Genomic DNA, 18408 nt, shown 5'->3' with positions numbered 1-18408 from the left:
TAAATATGAAAACAGAAAAGACAAGACAATGGCCTTTGATCAAGGGCCTGTCCTTCGGTCCTGAGGCCAGTATAATGGCACTCTGTCTTTCGATAGCTGTACCCTACACGGGCTCAGCAGCATCACTAAGGACGACAGACCGTCGTTTTGCCCCAACAGAAAAAGGCCCTTCCGCCGTCCTTGATAGGATAAGTCAACAGCGTACAATAAAAGGAAAAGTGCTGGACAATACAGGGCGCCCGCTACCCGGTGTGACAGTACGGGTCAAAAATGCAACGCAGGAAACGCAAACGGATCAGCAGGGACAATTCGAGCTCAGCCTGACGGGTGGAACTGTCGTACTGACGTTCTCTTCAGTGGGATTTGAAACCCGGGAAATGGCTGTTGCTGCCAATGAGGGAACCGTGAATGTGCAGCTGAACGACGCTTCGTCGAGTTTGGAAGAGGTCGTTGTGGTCGGCTACGGTACACAAAAGAAAGTAAACCTAACCGGTGCCGTGGCTACAGTGAGTGGCAAAGATATGATCAAACGACCCGTTGTCAATACAGCTTCCATGCTGCAGGGGGCAATCCCGGGTGTACAAATCAATCAGGGCTCGGGAGAACCAGGCAATGAAGGTGTATCCATCCGTATTCGTGGTAAGGGCACCTTTAGTGGCGCCGGATCAGATCCCCTGGTGCTCATCGATGGTGTGCAGGGAAAATTCTCCGACGTTAATCCCAATGATATCGAAAATGTCAGCGTGCTGAAAGATGCAGCCTCCGCAGCAATCTACGGTTCGCGTGCAGCCAATGGCGTTATTCTGATTACGACAAAACAAGGGAAATCGGGAAAAACAACCGTTCAGTATGACGGAAATGTGGGTATCTATAAGTCCACGAAAATGTTTGATCTGATCACCAATTCGGCGCAGTATATGGAATTATACAACGAAGCGCGTAAGAATTCCAATCTCAACGATGGCCTATATCCCGCCGAAGTGATTGCTGCCTATCGCAACAGCAACGATCCTGTAAAATATCCAAATACGGACTGGCTGGGGCTTATTTTCCAAACGAAACCCACTTATACCCATAATCTCGGTATCCAAGGCGGAAATGAGAAGACAACCTTTAATGTTGGTTTGGGCTACGTCAATCAGGATGGAATGATCAAAGGTTTTAACTACGACCGTTATTCCGCCCGCCTCAACCTGACAACCAAAATCTCGGAAGGTATTAAATTCGGAACAAATATCTTGCTCAAAACAGGACATACCGAATCTATTCCAGGCGGATCCAAAGACCTGTTCCTGTCGGCCATGTCGCAGGCACCAACCTATGGCCCATTTTTGCCGGATGGTAGCGGACGGTACACGTACAAAGCTTACGACTGGGAGTACAACAATAAAAATCCTATGGCCGTATTGGATCGGAAATTCACGTACAATACCGATGACTATGCAGCCAATTTACAGGCTTGGATGGAGGTACAGCTGTTTAAAGGTCTTTCCTGGTATACCAAAGGTGCCTATAATTTCAATATGGACAAGTACAAGGATTATAAATCAACGTTGGATGAATATTACTACCATACGGGCACGCTCGGAACAACACTGGATCTTGGAAAGGGCCTTACGGATCAGGATCAGCAAACGATATACACCAATTTATTTACTTACCTCAACTATGATCGCGCGTTTGGGGCACACCATCTCAAAGCTCAGGCCGGATATAGCATTGAAAAAAGTAAGTATACCTACCTCCAGGGCTTCAGACAGAATTTTGTCGACGATACACTAACAGAATTAAATGCGGGGGGATCGGATATTCAACGGGCAAACGGAACCGCCAACCAATGGGCGCTGATCTCTTATTTCGGCCGATTGAACTATGATTATCAAGGGAAATACCTCTTGGAAGCCAATATGCGCTACGATGGTAGTTCCAAGTTTTACGGTAAAAACCGTTGGGCAGCGTTTCCTTCTTTCTCTGCAGGCTGGCGTGTATCGGAAGAATCTTTTGTTAAGGAATTCGCTTCCGGTTGGCTGGATAATTTGAAGGTCCGTGGATCCTGGGGCCAACTCGGAAATCAGAATACCGGCAACTATCCGTATCAACCCGTATTGGGACTTACCGGAAATTATTCTTTTGATAATAGTACGCTAAATTCAGGTGTCGCTCAACAAGGGTTAAACAACCCGATTATTAAATGGGAAACAACAACGATGACCGATGTGGGATTGGACCTGAGTCTGTTTAAAAATTTAGATATCACTTTTGACTGGTATAAAAAGAGGACGACCGATATTCTAAGACAGTCACAGATTACTGCAATCGTTGGTTTGGGGGCACCTTACGTAAATGATGGAATTGTCGAGAATAAAGGTGTTGAGTTGGGAATTACTTATCGTAATCAGATTACTACGGGAGCATTGGAAGGTTTACGCTATCAGCTCGGTGCAAACCTCGATCGTTTCAAAAACAAGCTGGTCAAATTTGGCGAGCCTGAAATCGGCGGCTATACGATCAAAAAAAATGGCTATGCGATGGACAGCTTTTATACCTACGAAGTCATCGGCATATTTCAATCCGATGCCGAAGTAGCGGGGTCGCCTAAGCAGTTTAATGATAATACACTGGCAGGAGATCTTAAGTATCGGGATGTCAATGGGGACGGAAAAATCGATGCGAACGACAGAACAATTATTTCCGGTGTAGATCCAAAACTGAACTATAGTTTTAATCTAAGTGCAAGTTTTAAGGGCTTTGACTTTTCGGCTCTATTACAAGGGGTATATGGCGTCAAATCCTATGTTTCGGGCTGGGGTGTAACCCCATTTGTGCAAGGCAGTCCGCCGACAAAAGACTGGTTAGACCGTTGGACACCTGAAAACCCTTCGACAACGATGCCCCGTATTTATTGGGGTTGGAGTGCTCCGGAGAAATTCAGCCGTGCTTCCAGCTATTTTATACAGGATGCTTCATACTTCAGGTTGAAAAATCTTGTGTTCGGATACACTTTACCTGAAGGGCTGTTGAAAAAATATAAAATTGACCGCCTAAGGGTTTATTTTTCGGGTGATAACCTCCTTACTGCGACCAAATTTAAGGGCTTGGACCCTGAACGCTATGGAAATGGTGATCTGGTACAGTATCCACAAAACAAGATTTATTCATTTGGTGTACAAGTTAACTTTTAAGTGCTATGAAAAAGAAATTTATAACAGCGTTGATGCTATCCGGACTATTTTTGGGTTCCTGTAACAGTGCCTTGGACCTTAATCCTTTGGATCAGATCGCTTCGGACAACTATTTTAGCAAAAAATCGGATTTTGATAATGCATTGGCCGGTGTATACGCGTCATTGCAGAGTGAGGCTTTCTCCTATGGGATGCCTTTCCGGGACTGTCTGACCGACAATGGCTACAATCAGTTCAACTCAGGTAGCGTCAATGAAATCGTAGGTGGGAATTTAAATCCGACCACAGGGGGGTATGAAACCGGAATTTATAACGATGCTTATGTGGGAATAGGACGTGCCAATCGCCTGATCGAGAAGCTTCAGGGCTATAACGGCTCCGATATGAACGATGGGGAGAAGAAGAACATGGAAGCCGAAGCCCGCTTTATCCGTGCTTTTGTTTACTTCCAATTGTACAGTATTTATGGTGAGGTGCCGCTTGTGCTTACTTCCCTCAGTCTGGAGAATCAGCGTCAGCCAAAGGAAACTGCAGAGAATATTCTAAAACAGATTCGGGCCGATCTGGATTTTGGGATCGCCAACTTAGCGGCTAAACCTTATTTCAATAATGGGGGGCATGCGACCGCAAGTTCAGCAAAAGCCTTGAAAGCACGGGTTTTACTGTTTGCGGCTTATGGCGACAAAGGGGTGCCCGATTTAGCAATTTTGAAAGAGGTAAAAGACTTATGCACCGATGTCATGAAAGAGTATACTCTGAGTACAGCTTTTGAAAATGTCTTTCGCGATGCAACACAGAAGAACAATACCGAGATTATCTTTTCGGTCAATTTTCTGGCACCGAATAATACAGCCCCCTGGGACATGTATTTAGGCGATTGGATCGCTGCTTCACCTTTACAAAACCTGGTGGATACCTATGAATGCAAAGATGGTCTGCCTTATGGTGAATCACCCTTGACTGACCGAGCTAATCCCTTCAAAGATAGGGATCCGCGCTTGAGCAAAACAATTTTCGTGGATCATCCCGACTTTGGCGGCGGTAAGATCCATACACCGTCCAATCCGCGGCCTACAGGTTATGGGGTGTTGAAATTTTTGGATCCGGCCAACTTACCTTTTGGCTTTTCAACATTGAGCCAACAGGATGCGGTTGTACTGCGGTTTGGGGAGGTGTTATTGATGTATGCCGAAGCACAAAATGAAATTGCCGGACCAGATCCATCGGTTTACGATGCCATGAATACTCTGAGGAGCCGCGTTCAGATGCCCGGGTTTCCTGCCGGTTATACCAAGGAAAAAATGCGCAACCGTATCCGCCACGAAAGAAGGGTTGAACTTGCTTTCGAAGGACTACGGCATTACGACCTGATTCGTTGGCATATCGCAGGCGAAGTACTCAATGCGGTCAAAGACAGTAAAGTGCCCTATCATTTTGAAGACAAATTTTACCGCTGGCCATTACCACAAACAGAAATTGAGAAAAGCGCAGGTGTGTTAATTCAGAATCCAAACTATAAATAATAAGATTATTGCCTTCTTTTAAATCGGCAATTTCCTAAACCAACCACAGCAGCGCGCACGAAGTCCTTTCGATGCGCGCTTTTTTTTGTCGATAACGATTACTGTAAAGGAATCAGGACATTCTGTTCCAAGCGTACAGGGACATGCTTCACCGAGGTAAAACCGTCTTCCTTGGAAATGATGTTGGAAAGATCCAGTCCTCTTTTGGAGAACGTACTGATCAAAGCTGTTCTAAAGGTTGCCTTGGCTGAACCCCAGCCTTGTCCTAAGATGGTGTCATTGTTGAGCTGTATCAGTTCATCTGTTGAGTAATAACTGAATTTTTCCAGTAAGTGTTGGTAAAGATTTGTTGTAGTAGCCATACAATTTAAAAATTTAAAGGATTAAACCATAAACTGTATCCAGATCTTGTTGGGAAAATAATCGTTCTGCGACGTTTATTTTGGTCGAAACCCGTATTAATTTACCACCGCGGTGCCTGCACTCGGTTGGTATTGCATCATGCAATTCTGAATACTCTACAAATATAGTAGATTATTTTTTATAATTAAAAATATTTTTGTTTTTAAGGGTAAATGAACGTTAGCAACAGGAATAGGGAGGTCAAAAGCGAGGCGCGTTGTTGGCTGTGATTTGGTTATGAAGCGGATAGCTGGGCGAAAAATTTATCATGTTACTGTAATCTCATCGAAAATACTTTTAAAAATAGAGATAAGACAATACTTTTGCGCCATGAATAGAATTGCGGAAATTAACGAATACATTGCTGCCGAACGCGAGGTATTATTGCAACACCCTTTGTATCGTAAGATCAAAACGATCAAGAATCTACGTTCTTTTACAGAAGGGCATGTGTACGCTGTATGGGATTTTATGTCTTTACTAAAAGCTTTACAGATTAAATTGACCTGTACGACTTTACCTTGGTTTGCGAGTGAGCATCCATCAACACGCTATCTAATCAACGAAATTGTATTGGCTGAGGAGTCGGATGAATATATTGATGGCCGCCGTTTGAGCCATTTTGAGATGTATCTGGACGCCATGGATGCCATGGGTGCCGACCTTCATCTGGTCAACAAATTTATTGCTCACGCCAAAAAATCGAGTAACATATTCGATGTCATTGCAACGACCACATTGGACAAGCGGATCAAAGACTTTTTGAATTTTACATTCGAAGTGATTGCTGAGGGCGAGGTGCATAAAATTGCTGCTGCATTTACATTTGGACGCGAAGATCTTATCCCGGGAATGTTTACCTCTATTTTGGAAGAAATTAAAACAAATTTCCCTACAGCCAATCTGGATAGCTTTATCTATTATTTTCAACGTCATATTGACCTTGATGGCGATGAGCACGGGCCTTTGGCGATGCAGATGATCACAGATCTCGGGAAGGACGATGAGGTTAAATGGACAGAAATGAAAGAGATCAGTAAAATTGCGCTACAAAAAAGAATACAGTTGTGGAATGCAATAGAAGATTCCTTATACGGATAATCTATTATTATACCGTCGAGAAAGGCCTTTCAAATCATGATTTGAAAGGTCTTTTTTATGTGCTGTAAAAAAGGATATTGTAAGGGCTTCTTGGCAGATATTGGTCTTTTTGTTTGAATTGATGAAAAAATGTCTTTTTTCCATAACATATTGGCGTTTGTGAAGAAATCCAAGTTCCAATAAGTGTCTAAGTTTGCTACGCAAAAAAATTACATAGCACACGTGAACTTTTTTCCTCCCTATTGGGCAAAAGGAATACTAACCATGGGATTGTTAGTATTCGCTATTTCGGACACCTTCGCCCTCGATTCTTTGCACATGTCCCTGAAAGACATGATCGACAAAGCGCTACAGAACAGTAAATACATCGAGCAGTCCTATTTGCAGCTCAAAGAAACTGAGGTGGCAGTACAGCAGCAACGCATGGAGTTGCTGCCCAAAATTTCCGCCAGAGCTTCTGCTAGTTATGCGAGTAATATGCCTGTGTATGACCAGGGGCTTTTAAATAAACCTTCCCAGCATGATATCATTCATTACTTGTACGATAGCGGCCTGGATTTTTATCTGAACCTCTACAATGGGCATCGGGACCTGATGAAAATTGAGTCCAAAAAATTGGAAAATGAGCTGGCCAGAATCGATTGGAAGAATGCCGCAGCGCAGACGAAATTGGAGGTTTGCAATCTTTTTTTGGATTTGGAACTGTCGTATAGTAACCGATCTTTAATTGAGCAGGATATTGCTGATCAACGGGTACAGCTCAAAGAGATTGAGCATCTGTATAAGGCGGGCGTGGTATTACACAGTGACGTCTTGCGTATTTCGTTAGAGCTTTCGAAGCGGGAACTGTTGCTCGTGCAGATCGGTCATGATATTCAGGCTGCAAATCAGAAGCTGCAGCTTATTGGCGGTATTACAGCGGAGATTGTGCCCCTGCCCGAGCAGTTTCAAGTGGAAAGCCCCAGCTATGAAGCGCTTGTTGCCGAAGCGCGAAGCCATGCTTTTTCCCTCCTAAAATCCGAACAGGAAGTGGTTTTGAAGAAGTTGTCGGTCAAACAGGCGCGATCAAATTATCTTCCTGAGTTGGGGTTGACCAGTACATTCACCTTTGCCAATCCACAGGTCTTCTTGTATCCCTATAATCCCAGCTGGTATAATCTGAGTATCACAGGACTCAAATTAAACATACCGATCTCGGCTATCTATCTCAATAAAAACGTGGTGCGCGGAGCACAGATCGCATTGGATCGACAAGAGGTAAAACACCGTCATGAAGAGGAGATTCTGGAAAATCAGCTGTTACAGGCCCTGTTGGATTATCAATTGGCTATTAAGCAGCAGGACGTCTGTCAAAACAATAAGGCGTTGGCGCAGGAAAATGCACGGATTATAAAAAACAGGTATTTTAAATCATCGGCTTTGATTACAGATCTCTTGGATGCTGATATGCAATACCTAAAAACACTTTTTGATCTTGAAACCGCACATATTGCGATACAGAAACACTATTATTTTATCGAATTTTTGAAGGGTACTATCTAATGAAACCTAAATCACGAAGAACAGTTGTGGAGGCACAACTCACTCGAATTACCAACTGGTTGGCTGGAATTGTCTTGTTGGCCTTGTTGTTATGGGGCGCTCAAGCATTATGGATGCGACTGCGGTATACCTACACAAATGATGCACAGGTAACGCAGTATATCAATCCCATTGTTTCTCGGGTAGGAGGATATGTGGTTTCTGTGCATTATCACGATCATCAATTGGTTAAACGGGGTGATACCTTGTTGCTTATAGATAATAAGGAATATAAATATGAGGCTGATCAGGTAGCGGCATCCGTCAATAAGGAAGCTGCAGAGATCAATGTTCTTCATAGTCAAAAGGAAATTCTTCAGGCGGAACATGAATCTTTACGCACTTCAATTGCTGCCGGGGAGGCTCGGGTAACCAAGCAACAGTTGGAATATGATCGATATAATTATTTGTTTCAGGAAAAGTCTGCAACGGCACAGCAACTGGAGGATGTAAAAGCGACGTTGGATGTGTATAAGAGTGAGCTGGCTTCGTTAAAGCATAAATTACAGGCTTCACAGGAACGTGTGCATGATGTGGATATGAAAAAAGGTGTGGTCGATGCCGAACGTGTTCGTTTGACGGCAGCTGTCGGCCGCAAACGGCTTGATGTCGGCTATACCGTTATTCGCGCACCTTACGATGGGCAGATTGGCAAACGCACGATTGAAAAAGGTCAAATGATAAGTGCTGGCGAAGTTTTAGGCTTTATCGTCAATAGAGAAACCCCAACCTGGGTAACCGCTAATTTTAAGGAAACGCAACTCCGTTATTTGCATCTTGGCAATAGGGTTGAGGTGGTTGCTGATGCGTATCCGGATCAAAAATTTTATGGAAAAATTATTTCCATCTCCCCGGCTACAGGATCTGCATTCTCCCTTTTGCCGCCAGATAATGCAACGGGCAACTTTGTGAAGATTGTACAACGCGTACCTGTGCGCATCGAGCTGGATAAGCAAAGGGGAGCCCAACAGCTTCTTTCGGGAATGAATGTGAATGTGTCGGTATCAAAAAAGCAGAAATAGTGAAAGGAATTTTTAAAGAATGGGTGCCGGAGTGGTTGATCAAGCTTATCCTGTTTAGCAGCTTGATGCCGAGTATGGTCTTATTTTTCCTGCCAGGTGCAAATACAAATGTCACCGCTGGATTTTACGGTGCCCAACCCAGTGATGTCCAGTTCCTGATCATTTTGTTTTACGCTGGTTTTGTTGGATTCTACGTTTTAGAACGACGCTTTTTTTTATACTTTCCCATCAAGCAGTACTACATTATTTTTAATCTTCTACAGCTATTGAATTGCTTTTTGATGTACAGCATCACCGATATCAGCTGGGTATATGGCCTGCGCTTTTTCCAAGGGATGTTGTTTGCTTCTGCCGTAAACTTATCGATCTCCATGATATTCTCACGGTTGAAAAGCGATCGGGCTAAGGAAGTAAGTTATGCTGTCTTTTTTTGCATGTTACTCTGCAGCTCCCCATTTAATACTTTCGTCACGGCTGAATTTATCGATTCATTCAATTTTGATCAGCTCTATCTATACGCTGCCTTATCATTTGTACCGGGTTTATTGTTGATTATGCTGTCGATGCGCTCTATACGGCATATACGGCCTTACCCTTTGTTTTCATTAGACTGGGCAAGCTGCATTTTCTATAGTCTTGTGATTGTCAGTTTTGGCTATTTAATGGTGTATGGACAAGAAGTTTATTGGTTTAACGATCAGCATATGCTGATCATATTCGGGGTAGGTCTAGCGTTGCTTATTCTTTTTATTGTTCGGCAAATGGTGCTCAGGCGTGTGTATGTTCATTTGGCGATTTTTAAAAACAGGAACTTTCTCTTGGGCTTATTGATTTTGTACATGATGTATATCGAGCGCTTCTCCTTGACCATCTCAAATCAATATCTCGTACAGGTTATTCAACTTGATCCTATTCATTTGTCCTATATCCAGTGGTTTAATATTGCTGGTATTGTCGCTGGTGTTCTAGGTTCATTGTATTGGATGCTTGGGCAACGCCCCGTAAAATGGATCTGGATTTCGGGCTATTGTTGCTTGCTGCTGTTTCACCAATGGATGTTTTTCTCCTTTGAGGGGCAGGGTAATGATGCGCATTTTTGGATACCCTTAGTTTTACATGGACTCGGAGTAGGGCTTATTATGGTACCCACCATCTTATTTTGCATTACCAGTGTCAGCCCTCAATTGGGGGCTTCTGCGGCTGCGGTCTGTCTTGCTATCCGATACCTGGGCTACACGAGCAGTATCGGTTTACAGAATTTTTTCAAGTTGTTTGAATATGCCCAGCACCAGCAGGTTTTTAGGGACCAAACGGAAGTGGGCAATCCCTTATTTCGGGAGTACCTGCAGCAGGAATCTGTCAGCATCTTGCAGCATGGACTGCAGTATAAGGAACATACAGCTGCCTTAAAGCTCGTTGCTGAGCGGGTCAAGATCCAATCCTTTGTGCGCTATGCCATGGATTATTATGAGATCATGTCCATGATCAGTATCAGCATACTTTTGCTGATACTGATCTCGCCTTCCTTGAAAAGCATATATAAGAAACTAGGAAAAAACAGAATTTCTCCAGCTTAGATCTCCTGAATATCCCATATCCCGGCTGTACGTTGGAGTTCGACCAAGGCGATCGCATAATTGTAACGGGCTTCATAATAGCTAAGCTGTGTTTCATTGTAGGTCCGTTGGGCATTTAAAACTTCCAGTAGGGATGTTTCGCCTCTTTTATAGCTGTAAACCTTTCCTTCCAAAATTGCTTTTGCTTCCGATAGCATAGCACGATCAAATAGCTGTACCTGTTTTTGAGCGGCCTGGTAGGAGAGGAACGCTTGCGTAACTTCGATCTGAATGCGTAGAAGCACGTCCTGATAGGTAATCTCATCCTGATCGATCTTAAATTTTGTGGCTTTAAGATCGCCTATTTTAAAATTCGAGAACTTTAGCGGAATTGAAATACCTGCATTTATAGCCGTAAACTGAGGCGTTGGGGCAGTTTCATTTCGTGCTTCTCCATTATGAGTGACGCCAAATGAAAGTCCGAGGTCTACTACCCGGTTGGCCTGAGCCAATTGGAGCAGACGCTGTGAAAGCTGTTTGTTTTGCAGGGCGACTTTTAGATCGCTGCGGTCATTTTGGGCTACTCGGACCAGTTCATCTAAGCGGTATGCCCGGTCCAAATGATCGAAAGCATCTGGGGGTACTGCCGTTGTCGTAAGGGAGTTGTCTGCCATAAATAAGGAAAGGTTTACAAGGGCGGATTTCCAGGTTGCTTCTGTTGCCAGCAACGTATTGTGCATATTGGCGGCCTCCAATTTAGATTGGCGGAAATCTATTTCAGGGATGCTCCCCAATTTATAACGGATACTATCCGATGTGGCCAATTGCCTAAGTTGCTGATAGGAATTTTGGTTTATTTTCACCAATAATGCCTGCTGTTTTGCTGTTAAAAATGCGAGTGTAGCGTCGGCACGTAAATTTCGGAAATAGTCTGCTAGCAATAAACGGGTTACCTCGGCTTCATCTTTGGCCAGGTTTATCCGGGCTTTTCGCTTAGCCCCCAATTCCAGTGTCCATGCAATTCCCGCATTATAGCCCCGCCCCAGTTGTTTTGTACGTTCACTATTATCAAAAATGCCCATGCTAAATTCAGGGTCAGGAAACACCCTGGCGCTAATGATATTGGCTTCAGCAATGCTGAGGTTGAATTTTTCGGCGGCGTAGCCCAAATTATTTTTAGCGACTGTATGTATAAATTTTGAATAATCGAGTTGCTGACCTGTCGCTTCTGACACGCTGCTATTCCTATCCTGAGCGATTGCTGTATGGTATAGCGCGAGTATAAAAAGAAAAAAGGTAAAGCTTTTCTTTGTTAAAATCTGTTGTTTGTTCATGATAATCTACTTCTTCTGAATGTTCTGTTTTAGTGATTCTTTTATTAAAGCACCAGGGCGCTCCTTGACACATGAAATAAGTCGCCCGGGCTATTCGTAAGCGCCTTCCGTTTGGATCCCCTGCTTCCTGGATTGAGCAAACCCTCAGCGGATGTGATTGCTGTGTAGGTTTTGCTGAAGGCTTTTCAATGTTCAGGTTGAATCCACTCAATGTTCAGGTTGAATCCATTCGAAACAGCAGAAAGCAAGTTGTTTCGAATGGATGAATTTGTATTTATTCTACGGGGTCTTTTTGTTTGGTGCTGTTACGTTCTAAAAGATAATAGAGTGGGGGGAGCACAAATAATGTCAGGATAGTCGAAAATAGTAGGCCATAAACGATTACCGTTGCCAAAGGGCGTTGCACATCCGATCCAATCCCTGTTGCTAGTGAAGCCGGAAGCAAACCAAGAATAGCTACCGTAGCGGTCATCAAAACGGGGCGAAAACGACTAAAGGCTCCCTGTGTTACCGCTTTATGTAGCGGCAGCCCATTTTTACGTAGTACATTCATCTGTGAAAGCATCAAGACACCGTTTTGTATGGCAACACCAAATAAGGCAATAAAACCGACTGCCGAGGAAACGTTTAGCGTCATCCCGCGAACATGGAGTGCGAGCATACCGCCAAAAAGTGCCAATGGTACGATGCCCATTAATAGACCGGCTTGCCTAAATGAACCAAATGTGCCGTACAATAGGATAAATATAATGGCTAATGTCAATGGGACGATAATGGCAAGACGCGTATAGGCACGTTGCTGATTTTCAAATTGTCCGCCCCATTTTAACGTAATTTTATGTTGGTCATACGGTATATTTTTGGCAATGGCCTGCTGTGCTTCAGTGAGGAATGTCCCTAGATCGCGACCGCGAACATTTAGACGAACTGTCAACTGTCGGTTGTTGCGCTCGCGTGAAATCATACTTTCTCCCGTATTGAGTTTAATAGTGGCCACCTGGGCTAGTGGAATACGGTTTCCATTTTCGGGATACAGCATTAAATTGCCGATTTTTTCGGGCGAATTCCTGTTTTCCTCCTGATATTGACAGGTAATATCATACACTTTGATTCCTTGATAAACCTGTGCTACGGCTTTTCCCCCGATAGCGATCTGGATCAGGTCAGTCACATCAGCGATGTTCAGTCCGTATTGTGCTATTTTATCGCGATCGGCGATAATTTGCAATTGGGGGAGTGGTGGTTCCTGATCAATGGCCAGATCGACAGCTCCCTTCACTTGTTGGAGTGTTGTGATCAGTTCCTCGGCGACCCGTCGGGTTTCTTTTAAATCATCGCCGAATATTTTGACAACGAGCTCACTATGGGCGCCAGCGATTTTATCCATGACACCGTCGATCATGGGTTGGGAAAAAGCAACATTGAAGCCCGGCATTTTCGCATATTCTGCAGCAAGTTCATTGATCAGGTCTTCCTTGGTTTTTCCCCATTTCCATGTTTTGTAAGGTTTTAACCCCACACTAACTTCGAAATGGGAGGGCGTCCAGGCGTCGGTACCATCGTCATTACGCCCCGCCTGAACCATGACATAGGAGATCTCATCGTGTTTAAGTGTGCGGGCACGTAGGGTATCACTCATTTCTTTTGACTTTTCTACCGTGATGCCTGGGGGAAGCGATACTTGAAGCCAGATCGAACCTTCATCCAACGACGGAAGAAAGTCCTTGCCAACGGAGGCCGTGAGCAAACCTGTGGCAAGCAATACAATTGCCAATGGAATAAAAACTTGTTTGGGAACCCGCATAACCTTTTCTATCGCCGACTGATAAGCCGCAGTCAATTTTGCCAACCATTTGTTGTGAAAGATTTTTTGAGGTTTGCGATAGATCAAATAGGCCAACCCGGGAATAAGCACAAGAGCGACAGCCAAGGCACCGAAGAGGGCATAACCTACGGTATAGGCCATCGGCGTAAAAAGTTTTTTCTCGACGCGCTCAAATGTGAACAGGGGAAGATAGGCTGTAATAATGATCAGTGTCGCAAAGAATATCGGTTTGGCGACTTCAGCAATTTTCTGCGCAATAGTTTTTTCCTGCAGGAGACCTTCCGGTTCATCTTCTCTTTTTTTAAGAATGGTTTCGAGTATAACGATGGCTCCGTCTACAATAATCCCAAAATCGATTGCCCCTAAGGAAAGCAAGTTGGCGGGAATATGGGTGAAATGCATCAGAATAAAGGCAATCAGCAAGGACAATGGAATAGTTATAGCAACCAAGAGTGCGCCACGCCAGCTGCCCAGGAAAATAATAAGGACAAAAATAACCAAGATCATACCTTCGAGAAGGGTTTTGGAAACGGTATGTAGGGTATTGTCGACCAAACTGGTTCTATCGAGCACGACATGTATTTTTACGCCTTCCGGAAGAATCTTTTCGTTTAGTTCCTGTACCGTTGCATTTACACCGGCTAAAACATCAGAAGGATTCTCATTTTTTAATAGCAGGACAATACCTTCGATATTGTCCGAATAATTGGCTCCGCGTTTATCCGAATATCCTAAAGCCCCTTTCCGCGCTAGATTTCCAAGTTTGATCTGACCGAGGTCACGCATATAGATGCGGTTTCCGTTGGTGGATTTTACGACGATGTTCCCCAAATCATCCAATGTCTTGACCAGACCGATGCCACGGATGACGTACGACTGATCTCCACGGTTCATCACACTGCCGCCGGCATTGGCATTGTTGCTTTCGATCTTGGCGACAACTTCGGCAAGCGAAATTTCATATTGATCAAGCTTTTTGGGATCTAATTCTACCTGGAACTGCGTGGTGATTCCACCAAAATTGGTTACATCAGCAACGCCCGAAACCTGTTTGATTTTAGGAATAATAACAAAATTTTGAAGATCCGTCAACTGTCGTAAATCGTGGGTTTTACTTTCAAGAATATAACGGAAGATCTCACCTGTGGGTGAAGTCAGCGGATCCAATCCCGGACTGGCACCATAGGGCAGGGATAAATCAGCTAGACGCTCCTGTATACGGGCTCTCGCCCAATAATCCTCAATGCCATCTTTGAAGACAATCGTGACCATGGATAGGCCAAAAGTCGTTTTACTGCGCATCACTTCCATACCCGGCAATCCATTGATGGCCTGTTCGATCGGGATGGTGATCTGCTGTTCCATTTCTTCGGCTGCGAGTCCCGGCACCTGGGTTACGACCTGTGACGATACGTCAGCGATATCAGGGTATGCCTCAACCGAAAGTTGTCGCCAGGCATAGTAACCGAAAAAACCGATCAATAGAAAAGATGCGGCGATTACCCATCTCTTTGCAATGATATGGCCAATCAATTGTTTAATATTCATGTGTTTCTATTTTAAAAGTTGAAAGCCTGAGTCCATCAGAGGCCGGGTGTTAAATAAAAGGCACCTTCACCAACAATCTGTTCCTGCGGAACCAGGCCTGTTAAAATCTGGATCGCATCACCTTCTGTTACGCCAGTAGTAACATAGCGTTTGACGAAGGTATTGGACGATGTTTTGACCCAAACAAAACTCTTATCGTTAAATTGAAATACAGCTTTTGCCGGAATGAAAAGTGTCGGAGTCGTTTGCCGTTCGAATTCGGCGTTGACATACATCCCTGGTTTTAAGGCACGATCAGCATTTTCACAGGCAATGAGGACCTCAATATTCCGGCTTGCTTCGTCGACAAATTGGTTGATATGGACAATTTTTCCGGATATTTTTTTAGCAGGGAGCGCATCTACGCTCACTTCAACACGCGCAAGTTGATCGATTGCCGGCAAGTCCTTTTCTTTGATGTAGGCCGAAACCCATACTTTTGACAATTCTGCAATGCGGAGTAATGCCGGAGCATCTTCTTTCGTGTACTGACCCAATACAATCGAACTACTTAAAATTTCTCCTTGAATAGGTGAACGAACGAGGAGAGGCTCACCGAGGATGCTATGGTTCGGGGTGCTGTCGAATATTTTTAAGGCGGCAGTGGCATTTCCGAGTGCGGCATTGCTCATTGCAAAATTTGTTTCTGCTTCTTCGAGTTCTTTTTTAGTGCCAACACCATGCGCGATCAGATCTTTTTGGCGTTTTAACATATTCTCGGCAAGTATAAATGCTTGTTTGGCGTCAAGGTAAGCCCTTTGTGCCTCAAAATAGTCGGATGAACTAATTGAAAATAAAGGCGTGTTGATGTCAACTTTTTGGCCCAGTTTCACGTGGGATTTGACAATTCGTCCAGCAAAAGGTACCGGAATCTCCACATAACTGCTGGGAATAATCTTCACTGTAGCAGCTGCATTTAGTTTCAGCGCATGTTGTGCATTGGTCGTCGTAACAAATTTGAGCTTCGATAACAGGGACGTGTTTTCACTGACGGTCACGGTGTCTCCAGCTGCGCTGATGGTCGGAGATTGGTTGGGGCTTTCGTGAGGCTGGCTGTTGCAAGCATGCAGTAACAGCAGCACAGGGATCCAATTCATGTACCTCAAGGATTGGGTCGAATAGTTGATTGTACGGTTAATCATACCGCAAAACTATCCACCTGCTCCCGATAAATCGGTTAGAGGGGCTTTAGAAAAAAATTAGAATTTTATTAGAATAATGAACGATGGGGGATATCAATGCTAAAAACACTTCCAACGCCTTTTGCCGAGCGGACGCTGATCTCGCCTTGATGGAGAAGCACGATTTTTCTGGTAAGCGATAAACCAATACCATTTCCCTCGCTATAATCTTTGTTGCTTCCACGATAGAATGGCGTGAATATATTGGGTAGATCGACCGGGTCAATGCCTATTCCGTCATCTTTAAATTCCAGCTGAATCCTATTTTCATCCGCCTTGATAGCGATTAGGCATTTTTGATTGGGTGAAAATTTACAGGCATTTTCAATGAGGTTGACAAAGGCGACCTGCAATAGATACTCATTTGCATTGATGGATAAAAGTTTTTCATCTTCAATCGCCGGATCGACAAAAATGTCGAGTTTATAATTTGGACTTGACTGGAGAACCTGTTGGCATGCATCAATTAGTATTTCGTCTATACGTAAGGTTTTAAACGCGATTTCAGAACTGTCGTAACTTGCTTTGGCAAAATCAAGTAAGCTATTAAATAACTTCTTCAGTTTCTGTGCATCATTTAGCGTATTGTCGATGACAGTTTTATACTCCACTATGCTACGGTCCTTATTGGCAGAAATCTCGAGTTCTGCAATCATGGCGGCCAAGGGGGTTCTTAGCTCATGCGAGATATTGGAGACAAAATGCTTTTGGGCATCAAAGGAGTTCTCGAGGCGGTCGAGCATCGCATTGAATGTGCTGGCCAATTCGGAAAGCTCGTCTTTATTTCCGCTACTCGTAAGCCTGGCATCCAAACTTGTCGCAGAAATGGTTTTTACACGTTGTGTCATTTCCAGGATAGGTTGAAAGACCTTTTTGGAAAAGAATATTCCTGCTGCATAGATCAGAAATATAGACAAAATGAAAACCAAAAGAATGGTAGATAATAGACTATTGAGTTTATTGTAGCCGTATTGATCATAGGCTGCGGCTGTGATGATGTAAGTTTTGTCTTTATACGGAAAGGTTATGCCGATGACCTGCCATTTTTCCTGATAAAATCGTATTTCTTTATTTTTGAGAATATCCTGCAGCATGGCTGGTGTCTCTTTGACAAAGTCGATATCTACGGCATCATGATACAAGAGGTCAAAACGGGTGTCGTAAATTGCAACCTCGACTTCGTTGAGGATTTTTCGGTTGTTGTGGTAGATATCTTCTAAGGTCTTTTTGTCTACTTTTGCATTCAAAAAAAGGTTTGCTTTGGTGTAAGCTTCTTTTTTCAATAGGGCGTAAAATTCTCTTTCCCGATTCTCCACCGCTGAAAAATATACTGTACAGGCAAATACCAGCAATATGGTGGCTGTAATCAGCGTGAATAATATGGAGATTCGTGTCCTGATTCGCATTAGTCTTGTTTTAGAATAAAGCCCATTCCGGATTTGGTATGGATATATCTGGTCGCAAAATCTTTGTCGATTTTTTTACGTAGATAGTTGATGTAAACATCAATGAAGTTGGTTCCGGTATCAAAATGCGTTTCCCACACTTTTTCAGCAATTTCCATTCTGGAAAGCACACGCTCGGGATTTTGCAATAAATAATGGAGTAATTTGAACTCTTTGGGTGTCAAATGGATTTCGACAGTATTCCTTTTGACGCTTTTGGTATGGAGGTTCATTTCCAGATCCCCATAACGCAAAATTGTTCCCGTGAGTGTATCTTGTTTTTGATATCTTTTGAGCAGGACTCTGATGCGGGCTAGGAGTTCGCGCATTTCAAAAGGCTTGACCAGATAGTCATCCGCTCCGGCGTCAAAACCCTCAATTTTATCGTCTGTAGTTCCTAATGCTGTTAACATGATAATGGGAACATCGGGTTTGATATGACGAATTTCTTTGCAGAGATCCAATCCATCCATCTTAGGGAGCACGATATCGGTTATGATAAGATCAAAGTCGTGTTGTAAGGCCATTTTCTTTCCAGATAGGCCGTCGTAGGCAATAGCTGTTTGAAATTCATTTTCATCAAGTCCGCGTTTGATCAATCCTGCGACACGTACGTCATCTTCGACTAGGAGAATCTTCATATAAAGAAAAACGTTAAAAACTTCGATG

At 43.7% G+C, this 18408-nt stretch carries 12 protein-coding genes and 1 riboswitch; of the genes, 6 read left to right on the top strand and 6 right to left on the bottom strand.

Annotated elements, in window-relative coordinates; genetic code table 11:
- The first annotated feature begins 5 nt into the window (after positions 1-5).
- Complete coding sequence (locus GVK91_RS23940) at positions 6-3182, top strand: TonB-dependent receptor (protein ID WP_200845692.1); 3177 nt, start codon at positions 6-8, stop codon at positions 3180-3182.
- A 5-nt stretch (positions 3183-3187) separates the two neighbouring features.
- A complete protein-coding gene (locus GVK91_RS23935; RefSeq protein WP_159731647.1) occupies positions 3188-4705 on the top strand; it encodes a RagB/SusD family nutrient uptake outer membrane protein in 1518 nt (505 codons plus the stop codon).
- A gap of 98 nt (positions 4706-4803) precedes the next feature.
- Here GVK91_RS23935 and GVK91_RS23930 read toward each other — a convergent pair whose 3' ends face one another.
- Entirely contained in the window at positions 4804-5067 is a 264-nt protein-coding gene (locus GVK91_RS23930; protein WP_070567048.1) for a 5-oxoprolinase, read from the bottom strand.
- A 66-nt stretch (positions 5068-5133) separates the two neighbouring features.
- A riboswitch (SAM-I-IV-variant riboswitch) is annotated at positions 5134-5227 on the bottom strand.
- A gap of 210 nt (positions 5228-5437) precedes the next feature.
- On the opposite strand from GVK91_RS23930, the gene GVK91_RS23925 reads away from it, so the two are divergent.
- From GVK91_RS23925 to GVK91_RS23910, 4 genes are all read left to right on the top strand, one after another.
- Positions 5438-6208: a DUF3050 domain-containing protein gene (locus GVK91_RS23925; protein WP_153845202.1), complete on the top strand. Its 771-nt coding sequence runs from the start codon at positions 5438-5440 to the stop codon at positions 6206-6208.
- Positions 6209-6472: 264 nt separating this feature from the next.
- Entirely contained in the window at positions 6473-7750 is a 1278-nt protein-coding gene (locus GVK91_RS23920; protein ID WP_235032983.1) for a TolC family protein, read from the top strand.
- On the top strand, positions 7750-8811 hold the full coding sequence (locus GVK91_RS23915) for an HlyD family secretion protein (protein WP_159731643.1): 1062 nt from the start codon (positions 7750-7752) through the stop codon (positions 8809-8811). Before GVK91_RS23920 ends, GVK91_RS23915 begins: the two co-directional genes overlap by 1 nt.
- Entirely contained in the window at positions 8811-10388 is a 1578-nt protein-coding gene (locus GVK91_RS23910) for a beta-carotene 15,15'-monooxygenase (RefSeq protein WP_159731641.1), read from the top strand. Before GVK91_RS23915 ends, GVK91_RS23910 begins: the two co-directional genes overlap by 1 nt.
- Here GVK91_RS23910 and GVK91_RS23905 read toward each other — a convergent pair.
- The 5 genes from GVK91_RS23905 to GVK91_RS23885 all read right to left on the bottom strand — a co-directional run bounded on the left by GVK91_RS23905 (position 10385) and on the right by GVK91_RS23885 (position 18380).
- Positions 10385-11701, bottom strand: a complete 1317-nt coding sequence (locus tag GVK91_RS23905) for a TolC family protein (protein WP_159731639.1) — start codon at positions 11699-11701, stop codon at positions 10385-10387. The two genes, GVK91_RS23910 and GVK91_RS23905, sit on opposite strands and share 4 nt — an antisense overlap.
- Before the next feature lie 274 nt (positions 11702-11975).
- A complete protein-coding gene (locus tag GVK91_RS23900) occupies positions 11976-15074 on the bottom strand; it encodes an efflux RND transporter permease subunit (RefSeq protein ID WP_159731637.1) in 3099 nt (1032 codons plus the stop codon).
- A gap of 35 nt (positions 15075-15109) precedes the next feature.
- Complete coding sequence (locus GVK91_RS23895) at positions 15110-16210, bottom strand: efflux RND transporter periplasmic adaptor subunit (RefSeq protein WP_159731635.1); 1101 nt, start codon at positions 16208-16210, stop codon at positions 15110-15112.
- Positions 16211-16323: 113 nt separating this feature from the next.
- Entirely contained in the window at positions 16324-17700 is a 1377-nt protein-coding gene (locus tag GVK91_RS23890; RefSeq protein WP_153845209.1) for an ATP-binding protein, read from the bottom strand.
- Complete coding sequence (locus GVK91_RS23885) at positions 17700-18380, bottom strand: response regulator transcription factor (protein ID WP_159731633.1); 681 nt, start codon at positions 18378-18380, stop codon at positions 17700-17702. Before GVK91_RS23885 ends, GVK91_RS23890 begins: the two co-directional genes overlap by 1 nt.
- Positions 18381-18408 lie beyond the last annotated feature (28 nt).

Origin of the sequence: Sphingobacterium sp. 18053, from assembly GCF_902706145.1 — a bacterium.
Taxonomy (GTDB): Bacteria; Bacteroidota; Bacteroidia; order Sphingobacteriales; family Sphingobacteriaceae; genus Sphingobacterium; species Sphingobacterium paramultivorum.
This window is presented reverse-complemented; position numbering and strand designations above follow the sequence as displayed.